This window comes from Rhizobium phaseoli (genome assembly GCF_003985125.1).
Classification (GTDB): domain Bacteria; phylum Pseudomonadota; class Alphaproteobacteria; order Rhizobiales; family Rhizobiaceae; genus Rhizobium; species Rhizobium phaseoli.
In genome coordinates this window covers 1-16,278 of the sequence record NZ_ML133596.1, presented here as the reverse complement: position 1 = coordinate 16,278, position 16,278 = coordinate 1, and the positions used below count along the sequence as shown (strand labels likewise).

Below are 16,278 nucleotides of genomic sequence, written 5' to 3'. Positions count from 1 at the left end.
ACCTGGACTGCACACCGGGTCGCTTCAGTAAGGCGGGTCCGGGCCATTCACGCGTACAAATCAGCCGATAAAGAGGGCGAATGGCTGACCATGACAGAGGCGGCGGCGGTTTTGGGCGTGACCAACCACCGAATACGCCACCTGATCAAGACGAACGTGTTGTCTGCCGAGCAGGTGGTTCCCGGCGCGCCGTATCAAATCCGGGCCAGCAATCTGACTTCGGCAACCGTCCAAGCCGCGATAGCCCGAAAGGGCCGCCCGTGTCGCATTGCTGACACCGAGACGCTTCCAATGTTTACAGATACTTAAAGAGGGAGTGCACAATGACTCAGGTCCGGCAACGCCGCGCAGGGCTCGTTCGGCGACATTGTTCGTCAGACACAGTCTGCCGTCGTCGAGGAACCGGGCGAAGGCTTCCCAGCGACCCTCCTTCTCGAACATGTAGTTGATCGCCTCGGCGACGGGGTTGTGCTTCGACATTTGCCCGCGCTGGGCCATGAGCCAATCGTGCAGTTCTTCGACGAGCGGGCGAGCATGTTGCAGCCTCGCTGCGAGCCTATCCTCGGCAGGCATTCCGTTTATGCCGCGCTCGATGTCGAAGAGCGCGTCGATGCGGGCAACGGCCTCAAGCGCGACGGGCGATATCTCGTGGGCAGGTTTGCCCTTGCGCACGTTGCCGGCGATGTCAGCGAGTTCGAAGAATTTGCGCCGCGCGTGGCTCCAGCAAAGTGCGCTGATCACCAGCGCGGGGCGGCGGTCGGCACGATAGAGGTCGTTGTAGCCGCCATAGGCATCGGCTTGCAGGGTGCCGTGCCATCCGGCGAGATGCGTGTTGGGGTGGGTCTTCTCGCGATCGGGAGAGAAGTGGAAGAGTGCGGCGGGAGGCGCGCCGCCCGCGAAAGGGCGGTCATCGCGGACGTAAGTCCAGAGCCTCGCCTGCTTTGTTGCTCCCCTGGCCAGAAGCGGCACGGTGGTGTCGTCACCATGCAGCCGCTCGGCGGCCAGAACATGGGCACGGATCAGGTCATGGATCGGCTGCAGGGCCGTCGTGCAGGCTCCGACCTGATCGGCCAGTGTGGAGAGACTGAGAGCGACGCCTTCCCTGGCGTAGCGCTCAGCCTGGCGGTTCAATGGCTGATGTTGGCCGAACTTCTCGAACAGGATCGTCGCCAGCAGGTGCGGTCCTGCCCATCCCCGCGTGTCGCATGGAAAGGGGCCGGTGGCTGGCTGATCTTCTCGCAGTCCCGGCAGGTGAACTTCTCGCGCACCGTCTGGATCACCTTCCACTGGCGCGGAATGATCTCCAGCGTCTCGGTGATGTCTTCGCCCATCTTCACGATGCGGTGCGAGCCGCAGCAGGTGCAGGTCGACGGGGCATCGATGACCAGGCGCTCGCGCGGCAGGTGCTCGGGAAACGGCTTGCGGGCCGGCCGGCGGCGTTCGAAAGCGGAGACATTTGTGATTCTCGTCGCCACGCGTTCCGCAGCGATCTCGTCTTCGGTGGCGTCGGCTTCAAGTTCTTCGAGCTGCAATTCCATTTGCTCGATCAGCCGGGCGCGGCGCTCCGAGCTCTGGCCGTACTGCTCGCGACGTATCTTGGCGATCTCGAGCTTGAGATGCCGGATCATCGCCTCAGACGTCGTCACGACCGCGCGCACCTGTGCGAGGTCGGCCTCGGCAGAGGCGGCACGCGCTTCCGATGCCGCAAGCGCGGCGCGCAGTCTGGCTATCTCCGAAGCAGCATCATCCATGGCCGAAAGCTACCATGCCGCATGCCGAAAGCCCAACAAAAACAGAGGAATGCAGGCGGTCAGCCTGCCTTCGAAGGCCGCTGCGTCCAGCGCGGGTTGCGCCAGTCGATCCCTTCCAGGAGATAGCCGAGCTGCGCCGACGATACAGGCACGGCGGAGCCATTCTGGCTGACCGGCCAGATGAACTTTCCAGCTTCCAGCCGCTTCAGGTAAAGCGACATGCCGACGCCGTCATGCCAGAGGACCTTGATCAGGTCACCCTTGCGACCCCGGAAGCAGAAGACTTCGCCGCCATGAGGATCGCGGCCAAGACCTTGCTGAACCTTCAGCGCCAGGCTGTTCATGCCGCAACGCATGTCCGTCACCCCGCCCGCGATCCACACCTTTACCCCCGCGGGAAACGCGATCATGACCCATCCACGACGGGCAACAGGCGGGCAAGAATGGTCGGATCAAGCGAGGCTGGGATCGTCAGCCGTCGGCCATTCGGCAGGCCGATCTCGATCGTCATGTCGTCTTCAAATCGCGGCCGTGAGGCTACCTCGCAAGATGCCGCCGCCGGTGGCGAAATCGTAAGTGGCACGAAGCCCGTTGTAGCGGAACTGCTCAGAAGACCACTACGGTATTCCCGACGCCAACGGGTCAACAATGACCGTGACAATCCATATCGCCGCGCCGTCACCGAGCCTTTCCGAAAGCTTTGTAGACTTTCCTCGACGATCCGAACCTTCTCTTCGTCCGACCAATCCCGTCGGCGACCAAGATCGTCGACGGACAAGACCTCAATGGGGGAAATGATTGTAGCGCATGACATAAGGCATGGACTTAAAGCCAATCAGCAAGTCAGGACAGACGGCCTTCGCCGGATGGGTACGTACAAGACCGCCTACTTCCTGCTGCAGAAGCTCCGGGAGGCAGCCGACCTTCGCCGTGATGCGATCAAGCTGCACGGTACGGTGCAGATCGACGGCAAGTATGTGGGCGGCGTCCTCCGCAAGGTGACAAGAAGGAAGAGCGCAAGGACGGGCGCAAGAAGGAAAATCAGAACGGCAAGCGTATGTGAGTTCTGGCGCTGAGGGAGGCCAACCGCCATGCACCGAACAGAACGGTGACGCGGGTGATCCTGGACGAGAACGGCAAGGATGCATGGGCGGCCGTCGCCAAGCATGTGGAGCCGAAGGCGCTCCTGATCGCTGACGAACACAAGGCGCAACCAGGGCTTTGAAAGAAAGCGCTGTATAGATCCACCTGCTCCGCCCTTTTAGTCCGCTAGCAAAAGGCGGTAGGGGACCGACTTTTCGAAGCGGTTTCCTGCCGGCCGACAAGGGCTACGGCAGCGCTGAAATCCTCGCCAAGCCGGTCGAGTGTAAGGCTTCGGCAACATCGCGCCGAAGAACAACTGGAAGGCTCAGTCGTCTTCTCACGCTGGGTCTATCGGCAGCGTAACCTCGTGAAACGTCAAAAGCATCGGTTCGATCGTAATTGACGCAAAGCTGACAGTCGTGTGCGATCGCGCACATTGACAGGCTGGCATGATGCAAGCGCCGACGTGCATTTGTGACCTCAACCCAAATCACTCCAATGCTGGGTTGGCCTTCGGACGGATCGCTCGCAAGGTTGACGCTGTTCAAATACTAGGCGGAGTGGCACAATCCGCGACTCCCGACACACGGTGAGCACCGGAAGACGCCTTCTGTCGCCATTGAAACATTCACTAACAATGATCTGGTGGCACACCAATTGCTTGTAGGAGCCCAGATCTCTGCCAGCAATGGTTCCGGTCCAAGCTCCAGTGGCTACTATCGACGATGACCAACACCTTTAGATGTAAGGCCCATCTTCGCCCATGTCGTACCGTACGAACGGAGCTCGTCAGCGATCATCACGCGCGGCGGCGTGCAGCCGATCCAAAGAGCTTTGTCACCAGCCACTGCTCAGCGCGGGAGCCTCTTCAGCTTTGGACCAAGACGTTGAGAGCGATGCCATTCTGGCCGACAGCGCCGCCGGAGCCAATGTTCTTCGCGCGCGATCGAAGTAACCGACGTTCAGATGTCAGGTCGCCACGAATGAGACTGCTTCAAGGGATTCCAGTGGGAGATCGCCTTGCCGAGTTAAGGCTCCCACTGGCACACGGTTTCATTGGTCACGCCGGTGCCGCATGTTGGCCGCCGCAATCCGCTAAACTTAACGGTGCCTTAGAACCTGAAGAGACACAGCGAAATCGGCCTTTTGTTTGGCACCGGTTGGACTAGGCCCGTTTTCGTTTTCGTCTCAAAAGTGGAGATGCGATATGATTTCGAATCACCAAGCCGACGTGGTTGGCGATAGCGACAAGCTCATCGAGCAAGCGCTGCGAGCTGCCATGGATACTGCTCTAAGTCCGGCTGCGCCGGCTCACCTGCGTGGAGCGCTGGACGCGGCAGTGTTTCCAGGGGGCTCCCGGATGCGCCCCAAGCTCTGCTTGAAAGTCTCCTATGTGTGCGGCGAAAAAGATCCTGAGCTGGCGACAAGAGCCGCGGCAGCAATTGAATTGCTGCACTGTGCCTCGTTGGTGCATGACGACTTGCCTTGCTTCGATAACGCGGCGCTACGCCGCGGCAGACCAACGGTGCACCGGCTTTTCGGAGAGCCTATCGCCGTTTTGACCGGCGATGCCTTGATTGTGATGGCTTTCAAATACCTCAGCTTGCAGGCTGCGCTAACACCTGAGTTGGGCGCGCGCATGATCGAGGTGGTGGCGGAGGCGGTCGGCCCCAGTCACGGACTGATCGCCGGACAGTCGATGGAGGCAATGACGCACGTCCCAATCGACCGCTATCACCATTACAAGACCGGCTCCCTCTTTGTCGCGGCGGCCACTTGCGGTGCCCTGGCAAGTGGTGCAGATCCGGCCCCATGGTCTAAGGTGGGGGAATTGCTCGGGCACGCGTATCAGATCGCCGACGACATCGCAGATACAGTCGGCCGCGCAGAAGTGCTTGGCAAATTGCCTGCCGTGGACACGCAGCTGAATCGACCCAGTATCGTTCGCGGCCAAGGATTGGACAGCGCAGCCGCCAGATTTTATGCGTATCTCGAACAGATAGGTGACACCATTCCTGCCAGCCCTCAAAAACGGTCCTTCGTTGACTGGCTTAATCATGCACTTTGCAAAGGCGTGGCTGGACCGGGAAAAGCCGGTCTGATTCAACAAACGGCGCTGGATTGCGCGCCTTTGTAAGCCCGAGTTACGGTACGCATAACCTAGCCGGCGGCATCATTACCGCTTCATCGTCAACAGCTGCTTCATGAACACTTCGTTCCCTGCATCGAACCGCTGGGCCAAGGTGGATTAGAGGTCTAGCTTTAGCGTTAACGGTTTTTGCAACCAGCTTGGAGGGCCGGCCGACAGAGCGGGCGACGCCGGCATCATCCGACTGGCGGATGCGCGGAGGGCAACAAGTGCGCGGAGGGCAACAAGCGCGCCTGGCGCAACGTCGCCAGATCAGGTGAGCCGGTGCAAAAGCAGGCGACGGCCAACTGGCGGATGACGACCTCGAAATGCGCAACGACCGCTTCGGTCGATACCGTAGCCGCCGGCAGCACGCCGGCTGCCTGCCCGGCAATGTCCGCACCGAGGCGAATGGCCTTGGCCACGTCGACGCCGTCGCGGATCCCGCCGGACGCGATAAGCTTCACCGTTGGCAGTGCCCGACGGACCGCCTGCAAGCTGGCCGGTGTCGGGATCCCCCAATCGGCAAACGCCATCGCCACTGCACGGCCGGCGGCATCGCGGGCGCGCTCGCCCTCCACCGCGGCCCAACTGGTGCCGCCGGCTCCGGCGACATCAATCACCTCAACACCCGCCTCGACGAGCGCGCAGGCCACCGAGGCGGACAGGCCCCACCCGACTTCTTTGGCCACGATCGGCACGCCCACGCTACGCGCGGCGCGAGCCACCTGCGCCAGTACGCCGTGCCAGTCGCGGTCGCCATCCGGCTGTAGCACTTCCTGCAGCGGATTGAGATGGACGATCAGCCCATCAGCCTCCAGCGCATCGACAGCCCGGCGCGCCAGATCAAGGCCGTCGGCCTCGCGCAGTTGCGCAGCGCCGATATTGGCCAGCAAGGGAATGTCAGGCGCCAGGCGGCGTAGGGCGCGCGTCAGCCCCTGGGAATTGCGCGATTGCAGGCTTACGCGCTGCGAACCGACGCACATGGCGATCCCCAAGGCTTGCGCCGCCTCGCTCAGGTGCCGATTGATGGCCTCTGCGCGTGGCATTCCGCCGGTCATGGAACTGATCAGCAGCGGCGCACGCATGGGCTTGCCTAACAGCGATGTGCGCAGTTCGATCTGCGTCAGGTCCAGCTCGGGCAGTGCGCAGTGTTCGAACCGGATTTGCTCCCAGCCGGCAGCGACCGTGGCTGGCGCCGTTCGCCGATCCAGCACGAGGTCCAGATGGTCGTCCTTGCGCCGGGTCAGGGCGTCGTCGCACCCGCTCGCTCGATCCGCCGTATTGGGCGTTGGCGTTGCGTCGGATCGGACCGAGGGCGCCGCGCGCACGCCGCCGCCTCCCGCGCGTTCACGCCGGCGCACGCTGGCCTCCCCCCGCCGCATCGTTGCCGTAGCGGCTGATCGAGGTCTGGTAGTACTTCGCGCGAATGACCGCCATGGCCTCGATTAACGGTCCCCATGGTGCAGGAAAGCGTTCTTTCACCATCACTCGGTGCAGCATGCGCGCATGGCCGACCAGCTCGTCGTTGAGGAAATCCTCCACAGGCATAGCCGGATAACGCTGCAGGAGCAGGATGGCAGCGTTGTCGGCCTCTCCCGCCGCCCTATCCTTGGCGCATCCATGCAGATCGTTCTGCAGGCGCCCTATCGTGGAGATGAGCCGCAGCACCTGGCGAAACGCCGGACGCGCGCGCAGGGTCGCCATGTCCAGCCCCCATAGCAACGACAGGCAACAGAACACGTTCGCGTAGGCGATCGAATCGATGGAATTGTGCAAGTATTCGGCGTACGACCAGCGTTCAGCCCCCGCCGCCTGCGCGTGTCCGGCGCGCAGCGCCGCGCAGTAGCACCGGGTATCGTTAAGAAGCTCAGTATAGTCGCGCCTATCGTAGGCGAGCGCGGCCAGGGAAGCGCGCAGCACAGCGCAGCCCTCGAAACCGGGGACCGCGCATGGCACGCCCTGCCCCAGCGCCTGCTCCACCGCGGCCAGCTGCTCCGGCGCGATCAGGCCAAGGTCGTTGCAATCGTCGAGCCAAAACAGTAGCGCCAACTCGCGATAAAACGCCACGATCAGCTTTTCGTCCTGCGGATCTCGGCCGGTGCGGGCGCTGATATCGTGCAAGCTCGGTTGGATACACTGCAGGATGTACTGTCCGCCCCTAACTGCTTCTACGGCATGCTCGTCGGCGAATCCGGTCAGGGAACGCCCCCACTCCAGTACTTGCTGCAGCGCGCTTTCGGTCGGGATCATTGCGCTATTCCTCCTGCTACCTCGGTCGGGATACGCCGCCCCCAACGAAGAGCCAGCCACAAGCCGGCGAGTTCGATCACGCGCACGACCCGGGTCGGGCAATACAATTCCTTGCCGATCCACAGCGGCGTCTGCGGCAATTCATGCGCCTCATGGCGAGCGAGCATCCACTCCAGCGCGTGCGCGACCGCCAGCGCGATGCGGGCGCGCCCTGTCGGCTCTTCGCGCCCATCCATCACGTGCAACGCGAACAGCGCATAGGCGGTTTCCTCAAATGTTGACGCGCGACCCGCGCCCCAGCCGCCGTCGTCGCGCTGCGCCTGCAACAGCGCCGCCAGCGCGCGCTCGTCGCGCCACTGGGGCGCGCCTTGCGCGAGCGCAGCGATTGCATGCGCGGTGGGATACAGCCACGAAACATGCCATTTGTCATTGTCCCATAGACCGTCCGCGTTGCGATTGGCCTCAAGGTAAGCGCTGGTACCGGCGGTGGGCTTTCCCAAAAGTCTGAACGCATGCAGGGCGTGGATGTTGGTCGACACCGAGGCATTGCGCTCGCCGGGGAAGGTAACGAACAGCCCGCCGATTTCGAAGTGGCGCAACGCGTCGGCACCCGGGTTGCGTCCTGCTAGGCGCAGGATGCACAACGCAACAGCAGTGTCGTCCGCATCGGCCGCGAAGTGCAAGGCCGGACCCAGACCGCGCACGCCCAGACAGGCATCGAGCTGCGCGACGATCACGCGCACCGCCTCGGCGAGCGCGGGATGCGAAAACAACCCGGCCAGATGCAGAGTGTACAGCGACCAGCATGGCTCGAACACGTTGATCGGCCAGACGCTGGGAACGACACCTTCGATGCCGCTGCGCGCCGCGCGCGATGCGGCCTGAAGATACCTGTCCGCACGCTCGACCTGTGGCGCGCTCGCCTGTGTGAGGGCGTGCGCACGCCACGCGGCGGTTGCCGCCGGGCTGATGCCGATGCTGCCGTCGTCGTCCAGGCATGCCGTGGTCGGCGACGTCCCCCAGGCTTCCCAGGAGTGCAACAACGGATGGCCGCTCGGCAGCGGTCCCACCGTCCCCAACTTAACCAGGCACGCTTGCCGCAACGGCAACAGCGCCGGGTAGCGCGGAAACACCACGTCGCCCACCAAGGATGTGGCCTCGCCGGAGATCTGCGGCAGGATCAGCTCCGCGCCTACCGGCGCGTCTTCCGGCACCGCATCCGCGTAGGGATCCGGCTGGCGCTCGAGGAACCGCGTTGCAGCCTGAACTGCGTCCGCAGCGCCGGGAAGAGGATCGGCACGCCGCAATGCAAGCAACGCCGCCCACGTGGGTACATGGCGGAACAGTGGGAAGTCAGCACTTCCCCACCCGCCATCGGCCTGTTGCTGCGCCATGAGCCACGCGTATCCGTTCTGCCGACCGGTGACGTTGCCGCTGAACTGCAAAACGCGCGCCGTGTCGTAAACGGACGGACTCACGCTGCCGCCATCGCGCGTCTCGTTCAGCAGGTGGCGCAATTCAGAAAGGATCTGTTCGGACAGCGCACTCATGCGGGATGTTCCCTCTGCAGGCAGTTGACGAGAAGCGCGGCGAAGCGCACCTATGCTGGCGGCGGTCCGCGGTGGGCAACCGCTCCGATCTGCGCCGTGGAATCGAACACAATGTAGCATCTAGCGGTGCCGCCGGCCGATCGCAGCGGTACGGCGGCGCCTCCGTGCGGACCGGCGCCAATGCGCACGGCGCGTGCTTGAACAGATACCCTTTTGGCCCGCTGCACGGCCTGCGCCAACCGCTCCGCACGCGGGCGCAGCGAGGTGATGGCTTCCTCGGCCTCTGGCCATAGGCCCGGCACTGACTGGGGCGCTGCATGCAGCTTCGTGATCGGCACGCCGGTTGCTTTCTTCTCCGCCGCATGCTTGCCGGGGGCTTGCCCAGCGTCGCGTCATCCGCTGGCGTGTCATCCTCGACCACCTACAATACAAGGCCGAAACAGGCGCGATAGCGATCCAGTGCGCGGTACAGAGTAAAGCGCGGCATCCTCCGCGACGGCGCATAGCGCGCCAATGCCTATGGACGCGCGCACCGGCAATCCGCCGCACGCCTGCGCGCCCGATCCGCCGAACGGGGAAACGCCAGTTCGGTCGTCGTTTAGCGTGGAACCCTTCTGCATGTTGTTCATCTCCTTCTACCTGACAGAGAATGCCGCGGCGAGCGGCGAGCCGCCGCGGTGCTGCCGGCGTCGCACCGCGCGCGCGCGCCGAGTGCAGCAATGCCGCCCATCGTCGTCGCCGCTGCCTCTTGACACGGGGCAGAGGATCCCAGCTCATGAGAATCCGATGCGGACTGTCATGGACGGATGTGCGGTCGGGTAATAGCGCCGGCCTTTTTCGACGCCGCTCATCAATCGCGGCCGCACCCCGGCCTCCTGCATGGTCAATGCCAAGGCGATGCTGAACTGCACCAGCTCCAGCCATACAAGGTGATAGCCCATGCAGACGTGTGGGCCGGCACCGAACTGCAGCATGTCCACCGGCCGGATCGGCTCCGTGCGTTGCAGCCACCGCCCCAGACGGAACTGATCGGGCGCTTCGTGCAGCAGCGGCGAGGTCGAGAAATGCAGTAGTGGGATGCACAAATGAGTGCCCGAAGGAATGCGCCGCTGGCCGAGTTGTAATTCCTGCATCGCGCGACGCGGTACGAGCGAGGAAGCCGGATGCATTCGTAGCGTCTCCCGAAACAGCGCCTCTGCGACCGGACATTGCGCCAGGTCCTCGTGCCCGGTCGGCACCGCGCCCACGCGTTGCGCCTCTTCGACCAGGGCGTCCCACAGCTCTGGATGCTGCGCCAGCTCGATCACCATCCAGGCTATCGTCGAGGCGGAGGTCTCGTGGCCGGCAAGCAGCAGCAAGCGGATATTGGCGACCAGGACGTCATCGGAGAGCGCGCCATCGCTGCAATCGAAGGCGCTCACCATGTCGTTGATCAACCCGGTGCGCGCGGCGCGGCCGCGTCGCAAGGGCATCCCCGGCAGGTCGATCGGGGGCGCGACCATCAATTGTAGCAGTTGCCGGTACTTGCGATGCCACTCCGACAGGTCTTGGGCGGGGATGCCCATGAGACTGAAGGTGAGTTTGAGCATCAGGTTGCGGGTGTCTGGCAGGATAGCGACTTCACCGCGGTCGCGCCACGCCTTGACCTGAGCCCTAATAATTGGTTCGAACAGCTCGCCAATGCCGGCCTCGGTCAGACCCCTCGGCAGAAACGCCGCTTTTATCCCATCGCGCGCCTGCCGGTGCGCGCTACCGTCCAAAGTGACCAACGTTCCGCCAAGGATGTCGGGCGCCATCTCTTCGATCAGTGCCGAGGACACTTCCTTGTGCCGGAGCAATGCGAGCGCATCTGGATCCAGGCATGTCATCAGGTGTCCGGCCGGGCCGAAGTCCAGCCAGAAGTGGCTGCCTAGGGTCCTTTCCGCGCGCCGCAGCAGGCGCGGCAGATCGCAGACGATGGCGGGAAGATGCCCGACCAGGGGGAAAGCGCCAGGCATGACCGGGATGTCGTCCCGTAGCCGGCGCCAGCGGTTCAGCGGGTTGAGCAGCATGTCCATCACCAATGCGACGCTGCGGCTGCTTCGGCGGCGTCACCGGCCGGCCGAGCCGCGCTGTTGCCACCGTCGGCGTAGGTTGGAACATGCGCCAACATGCCGCCGTCGATGCACACCACCTGGCCGGTGATGAACGCAGCCTCCTCCGAGAGCAGGAACGCGACCAGCGCGGCTACGTCCTCGGGGCGGCCGACGTGCGGCAGGAGCTGGTGCCGGTGTAGATGCCGTTGCATGCACTCGTCCAGCTTGGCGAAGAGACGTTCGGTCATGACAAGACCTGGCGCAACCGCGTTGCAGCGGATCTTCGCGTGTCCGTATTGGGTGGCAAGCGAGGCCGACAGCATGTTCATTGCGGCCTTCGACGCGGCGTATGACGTCAGTGCGGTGTCGCCGCTGAGCCCTTGGCACGATGACATGTTCACGATCGCGCCACCACCACGGCCGATCATTTGTGGGATGGCCTGCCGGCAGCAAAGGAGCGTGCCGCGCAAATTGGTCGCCATGGTCTGGTCCCAGACCGCCACGTCCAGGTCGAGGATCGCGCGGTCGTGCGGAGTCAAATGCATGGCGCTCGCATTGTTCACAAGCACGTCGACCCCACCGAAGCGCCGCTTCGCCGTTTTGAACAGCTCTGCCACCGCCTGCGCATCTGCGATGTCCATGGCCACGGCCAGCGCTTGGCCCGCTTCGGCTGCGATCTGTGCGGTGCAGGCGATGGCAGCGGGGCCATCAATGTCGGCCACCACCACTCTGCCGCCCTCGCGCGCGATGGCGAGGGCGCATGCCTTGCCGATCCCGGCGCCGGCGCCGGTCACCACGGCCACCTTGCCTTTAAATCGTTCCATCATGTTCTCCTGGATTGCGTAGGTCTTTCGCTGCATGTCGCTCAGCGTCTGCCGGAGAGGGCGTAGGGCCGGGGTTGGTGCAATGGTCATCGCCGGCTTCGCTTTCGATCACCCGAATGGCCGCGACCGGGCACTGGCTGGCTGCTAGGCGCACGGCGGCGTGCAGCGCCTGCGGGACCGTCGCCATGCACACTTCCGCCACGCCGTCCGGCTCGCGCTGACGAAAGGTGCCCGGCAGCGTCAACACGCACTGACCAGTGGTTCCGCACAGGTCCTGGTCGACCACGACGCGAACCTCAGCCGCCGCCTGCGCGTGCAGCCGCACCGGCAGCGCGCGGAACGTCCTAAGGAACGCTGAGGGCTCCCGGGTCGGCTGCTCGGCCAAGGCCAACGTGGGGAAGCGAGCCTGGATCTGCGGCAGGCTCTCGGCCAGTTGCACCCTGGCGAGTTGAGCACCTAGGCAGAAGTGGATGCCGTGGCCGAAGCTCAGCATAATCTTTCCGTCGCTCGACGTGCCAGGCCTGGTGCCGTAGAACCGCACCGGATCGAAGCGGTCGGGATCAGCGAAAGCGTCCGGGTCGCGATTGCCGGCCGCGATCAGCACGCGCACGTCCGCGTCCTTCGGGATCACCACGCCATGCAGTTCGATGTCGCGCTGGGCGATACGCGGAATGGAGCTGAACATGGCGGGCGCCTCGCAGCGCAGTACTTCTTCTACAAATGCCTCCACCCCTGCGGCGTCTCCCTGCAGCCAGTGCCGCTCCTCGGGGTAGGCCAGCATCGCCAGCACCGCATGGTCGATAGTCGCAGCAGTGGTGGCGAAGCCGCCCAGCAACATGCCCCACAGCATGCTGATCAACTCCGCGTCCGAGAGCGTATCGGCGTCGTCGGTGTGTGCGCCGACCAGTGTCGACACGATGTCGCGGCGGGGATCGGCGCGCTTGCGCAGTATGAGGTCGCCGAAATAGGCCTTCACCCTGGCGCTGGCCACGTCCGCCGCGGCGAGCTGTGGATCGCTGGCGTGCGGGCTCAGGCCTTCTAGAATGGCGCTGACGATCGCTGAGAGCTCGAAAACGTCGTCTTGGGGCATGCCGAACAATTCAGCGAAGACAAGCATGGGCAAGGCCAGTGCGAATTCCCGATGCAGGTCCACCGCCTCTCCTCGCTCCAGTGCGGGCGCCATGCCATCCAGGCGAGCTGCGACGATGCGCGCGATGCTCGGCCGCAGGTTGTCGATCTGGCCCACGGTGAAATCGCGCGAAATCAGCCGGCGCAGACGCGTATGCGTCGGTGGTTCCTTCATGGCTAGCGTAGACGCCAGCAGATTGAGCGACAGGCTGCTCGCCGCACGCGGGAAATAGCGCGCCAGTTCGGATGGCGCCGGCCCCCGAAACGCATCGCCCGTAGCCTTGAACGCCCAGTAGATGTCGGCGTGGCGGCTCAACAGAAAGAGGCCCGACGCCGCGCGGTGCACCGGATCGTGCTCTCGCAACCACCGCATGAACGGGTACGGGTCTTGGATGCATGCTGGCGACGCCAGCTCGGCGAAGGCGTCGTGGCATGCTGCCGTGGTGTCTTGCACGTCCATCTTGATTACCTGTCGAGTGGCTGATCTGACCGGTGCGCGCCAGGCGCCGCCAAATGAGAAGATTGCGATGCCGGGGGGCGTCCGCACCAGAGCACCGGCATCTCCTCGAACCCGCCGGTGATGATCTCCTTGCGCAACTTCAGTTCTTCGGGCGCCACGGCCAGGCGCAACGCGGGAAAGCGCTGGAAGATCGAACCGAATATGGCCTTCAGTTCCAGCCTCGCCAGCGCCGCCCCGATGCAATTGTGCTGCCCGTAGGAGAACGCCAGGTGGGGATTTGCGTCGCGTCCGATGTCGAAGACTTCCGGGTCTTTGAAATGGCACGGATCAAACGAGGTCGCCGGCAGGCCGACCAGTACTTTGCTCTCCGCGGGTATATGCACGCCCGCGATGGTAACGTCGGTCCGGGGATAGCGCATGATGCCGTCCCACCCCGCGCCAGGCGAATACATGCGCAGTATTTCTTCCACCGCCTTGTCAACCAGGGAAGGATCGCGGACCAGGCGTTCGCGCTGTTGCGGATGGCGAAACATGGCCAGCAGGCCGAATTCGATCTGCGCGACGGTGCTCTCGTGCCCCGCCACCAGCACGCCCGCCGCGAGGCCGATCGCCTCTTCCTCGGTCGCTTTGCCCTGGTCGACCGCGGCTAGCAGATCCGTCAGCAGGTTATCGCCCGGATCCTGTCGCTTGCCCCGTATTTTGCCGTGGATGTAGGCGCGGAGCTCTTCCCAGGCCAGGCCGGACGCGCTGCGCGGGCCGCTTTCATGCTGGTGCGTCATCACCTCGTCGGAGAGCCCTGCGAAAAAGGCGTGTTCCTCGAAGGGCACGCCCATCAGCGCGCTGATTACCTTGGCCGGAAGCGGAAAGGAGAGATGGCGTCGCAAGTCTGCGGGCTGGGGCTGAACCGCCAGCGTATCGAACAACTGCACGGTGATCGCCTCGACCTGCTGCGTAAGCAGCTTCACCCTGCTGTTGCTGAAGGCCGGCGCCACGATCGTGCGTAACCGAGCATGCTCGTCCCCTTCGTGCGAGACCAGCCATCCCGGCGAACCGAGAATGACCGAATCTGGGGTGAAATCCGCCGGAGGCATTCCCGCGGGCCGGAATGCCGCGTCAGACAGCACCGCCTTGGCCTCGTCATAGCCTGTCACCCACCAGCATTCGTGCCCGGACGGAAGGCGCACGCGGTGGATCGGACCCTTGGCGCGTAGCGCCAACATCTCGGGCGAGGGCTCGATGTGATCGACCCGCCACATCGGCAGCGTCGGCAAGGATTGTTCGGACATGGTGACGCTTCACTCTTTAAGCCCGGAAGGGGCGGAAGATGACGGGCAGACTGCGGGCAGCAAATGAGTTAAGACAGCGTGTAGACGACGTCCTCCGCGGCGATTGCCAGCGCCAGATCCTCCGGCCGCACGAACGGCGGGGGGAAGGCACTTCCCAATTTCAGGCGCGCCAGCGCAGCGCCCACGCACAGATGCGGCCCCTGGCCGAGGGGCAGGTGCGGGTTTTGCAGCCGGTTGAAATCGAACATGTCGGTATCGCCATAGGTCGGCCGACCGTAGGAATTGGCGCAGCAGGTTCGACCGCACCCGCCCACCGACCCGTCCGCAAACAGAACTTCCAGTCCAGTCCCACACCCCCGGCTTCCCGCCTGGCTCAAGGTCTGCCGCTTTGGCTGTACCGCTCGCGACGTGGGCGATTGTTGTGGGTCGCAAACGAAGAACTCTAGATCGCATCTAACACTCCTCACATTTTCCCGGCACACACAACCGAGCCACTATCATTGCCCAGCAAACCATCGGAACTCACGAGACGCGAACAGCGATGCGCCGCCCGAAGACCATCGCGCTGCGATTGGCGACATACCGTGACCAGAGCAAATCGCGTGCCGAAGTGAATTCGTGGGTTCAGCAGGCATTTCGTAGCAGCGCGTAGTGTCAAGCTCCCGCCATTCAGTCTCAATGCCGACAACCGCGGAGTACATGTCTGACAAAAGACTGCTCTAAGCCGGTCTGCGTCCGATAGTCGGCGACCTGCATGGGATGCCCTCGCGGCGGGCTTTCGTGCAACAATCCGCGCCATCTTCGACGTCGAAGTTGCCCCGCCAGTTTTCGTCCGATGGGCGGGAACGTCGTCGACTGCGCCGAGGCCGCCGCGTTAAAAGCGCCGGCTCTGGGCAAATCAGACTGGACCCGCCTCGACCCTCCGGTAGTAAAGTTTGCGGAGCTTATTTCCGCCAAATGCAAGTTCTGAGCTTGTAGTCATCTCGTTGACGTTGTTCTTAATGTTTCCACCCCCGCGCTTACCGAGACGGTCGAGCTTCTCGATCGGCGTAGGTAGAAAAGGCAACGGGAAACGCTCAAATTTCGAAGCATGTTCTCTTCCGGAAACATGTCATCTAATCAGGAGCGGCGGTCGGCAACAGTCGCCTGAGTCGGAGGTGCTTTCTAAACCAGACGATGCCCAATCCAGAAGCCTCCTGCCGAAGATGAAGCAATCGGGAGACCAATGCAGCATCTCATGGACCGCCGCACCGTGGTGAAGAAAGCGGTCCTCGGTTGCTGGAGGTTGTTGAGTAGTTCCATGACATCGAATTGAGCTTTAGCCTGATGAATTGGGTCAATACCTACACCGCTAACTAAGGGGTGCGCCGTTTACGCCTTAGGTCAAGCTGGGGGACGTTGGACTGCTCTGACCTGCCCCTGCGAATTTCCTCCAGAATTGATTAGAGTCCGGCCCATCAAAGGACGGACGAATGAAGAAGCAGAGATTTACCGAAGAGCAGATAATTGCGGTGCTGAAGGAGCAGGAGGCTGGTGCGAAGGCGGCCGACCTTTGCCGCAAGCACGGATTTCAGAAGCGACGTTTTACAACTGGAAAGCCAAATACGGCGGCCTGGAAGTCTCCGAGGCCAAGCGGCTGAAGGCGCTTGAGGACGAGAACGCCAGGCTGAAAAAGCTGCTGGCCGAACAGATGCTGGATGCGGCCGCGCTCCGCGAGCTTCTTGCAAAAAAATGGTAGGG

The 16,278-nt window shown here is 63.4% G+C and carries 14 protein-coding genes and 2 pseudogenes; 5 read left to right on the top strand and 11 right to left on the bottom strand.

Features of this window, described 5'->3' with window-relative positions:
• Positions 1 to 60: 60 nt before the first annotated feature.
• From tnpC to tnpA, 3 genes are all read right to left on the bottom strand, one after another.
• Positions 61 to 1,751, bottom strand: a protein-coding gene (tnpC, locus tag EFD56_RS29465; RefSeq protein ID WP_425376313.1) for an IS66 family transposase whose coding sequence is annotated in 2 segments (ribosomal slippage) — positions 61 to 1,199 and positions 1,199 to 1,751 — 1,692 coding nt in all. Because the reading frame shifts where the segments join, the coding sequence is not laid out codon by codon here.
• A gap of 59 nt (positions 1,752 to 1,810) precedes the next feature.
• Positions 1,811 to 2,161: an IS66 family insertion sequence element accessory protein TnpB gene (gene tnpB / locus EFD56_RS29460; RefSeq protein ID WP_016737501.1), complete on the bottom strand. Its 351-nt coding sequence runs from the start codon at positions 2,159 to 2,161 to the stop codon at positions 1,811 to 1,813.
• Positions 2,158 to 2,565, bottom strand: a complete 408-nt coding sequence (gene tnpA / locus EFD56_RS33770; RefSeq protein ID WP_080515693.1) for an IS66-like element accessory protein TnpA — start codon at positions 2,563 to 2,565, stop codon at positions 2,158 to 2,160. Before tnpA ends, tnpB begins: the two co-directional genes overlap by 4 nt.
• Between tnpA and EFD56_RS29450 the strand changes: the two genes are divergently transcribed.
• From EFD56_RS29450 to EFD56_RS29440, 4 genes and pseudogenes are all read left to right on the top strand, one after another.
• Positions 2,537 to 2,827, top strand: coding sequence for a hypothetical protein (locus EFD56_RS29450; protein ID WP_008536527.1), 291 nt, complete (start codon positions 2,537 to 2,539; stop codon positions 2,825 to 2,827). The genes tnpA and EFD56_RS29450 overlap by 29 nt on opposite strands.
• 32 nt (positions 2,828 to 2,859) lie before the next feature.
• Positions 2,860 to 2,976 carry a transposase gene (locus tag EFD56_RS29445; RefSeq protein WP_008536526.1) on the top strand — a complete coding sequence of 39 codons (117 nt, stop codon included), beginning with the start codon at positions 2,860 to 2,862 and terminating at the stop codon, positions 2,974 to 2,976.
• 86 nt (positions 2,977 to 3,062) lie between these two features.
• Positions 3,063 to 3,210, top strand: a pseudogene (locus EFD56_RS33765) (IS5/IS1182 family transposase); the annotation flags it as partial.
• 831 nt (positions 3,211 to 4,041) lie between these two features.
• The gene (locus EFD56_RS29440; protein ID WP_008536525.1) at positions 4,042 to 4,971 is read left to right on the top strand and encodes a polyprenyl synthetase family protein; all 930 of its coding nucleotides are present in this window, start codon (positions 4,042 to 4,044) and stop codon (positions 4,969 to 4,971) included.
• Between the two features lie 188 nt (positions 4,972 to 5,159).
• Here the strand turns inward: EFD56_RS29440 and fni are convergent, their stop codons facing one another.
• The 8 genes from fni to EFD56_RS29395 form a co-directional block, all read right to left on the bottom strand.
• A complete protein-coding gene (gene fni / locus EFD56_RS29435) occupies positions 5,160 to 6,347 on the bottom strand; it encodes a type 2 isopentenyl-diphosphate Delta-isomerase (protein WP_198364251.1) in 1,188 nt (395 codons plus the stop codon).
• Positions 6,313 to 7,215, bottom strand: a complete 903-nt coding sequence (locus EFD56_RS29430; protein WP_037145551.1) for a terpene synthase family protein — start codon at positions 7,213 to 7,215, stop codon at positions 6,313 to 6,315. The genes fni and EFD56_RS29430 overlap by 35 nt, the downstream gene beginning before the upstream one ends.
• The gene (locus EFD56_RS29425; protein ID WP_037145548.1) at positions 7,212 to 8,765 is read right to left on the bottom strand and encodes a hypothetical protein; all 1,554 of its coding nucleotides are present in this window, start codon (positions 8,763 to 8,765) and stop codon (positions 7,212 to 7,214) included. Before EFD56_RS29425 ends, EFD56_RS29430 begins: the two co-directional genes overlap by 4 nt.
• A 773-nt stretch (positions 8,766 to 9,538) precedes the next feature.
• Entirely contained in the window at positions 9,539 to 10,822 is a 1,284-nt protein-coding gene (locus tag EFD56_RS29415; RefSeq protein ID WP_126906968.1) for a cytochrome P450, read from the bottom strand.
• On the bottom strand, positions 10,822 to 11,664 hold the full coding sequence (locus tag EFD56_RS29410) for an SDR family oxidoreductase (protein ID WP_008536513.1): 843 nt from the start codon (positions 11,662 to 11,664) through the stop codon (positions 10,822 to 10,824). The genes EFD56_RS29415 and EFD56_RS29410 overlap by 1 nt, the downstream gene beginning before the upstream one ends.
• Complete coding sequence (locus tag EFD56_RS29405) at positions 11,651 to 13,252, bottom strand: cytochrome P450 (RefSeq protein ID WP_037145546.1); 1,602 nt, start codon at positions 13,250 to 13,252, stop codon at positions 11,651 to 11,653. The genes EFD56_RS29410 and EFD56_RS29405 overlap by 14 nt, the downstream gene beginning before the upstream one ends.
• Before the next feature lie 5 nt (positions 13,253 to 13,257).
• Positions 13,258 to 14,538, bottom strand: a complete 1,281-nt coding sequence (locus tag EFD56_RS29400) for a cytochrome P450 (RefSeq protein ID WP_049730597.1) — start codon at positions 14,536 to 14,538, stop codon at positions 13,258 to 13,260.
• A 68-nt stretch (positions 14,539 to 14,606) separates the two neighbouring features.
• Positions 14,607 to 14,786 carry a cytochrome P450 gene (locus EFD56_RS29395; protein ID WP_037145542.1) on the bottom strand — a complete coding sequence of 60 codons (180 nt, stop codon included), beginning with the start codon at positions 14,784 to 14,786 and terminating at the stop codon, positions 14,607 to 14,609.
• Between the two features lie 1,224 nt (positions 14,787 to 16,010).
• Here EFD56_RS29395 and EFD56_RS29390 point away from each other — a divergent pair.
• Positions 16,011 to 16,270, top strand: a pseudogene (locus tag EFD56_RS29390) (transposase); the annotation flags it as partial.
• Positions 16,271 to 16,278: the final 8 nt, after the last annotated feature.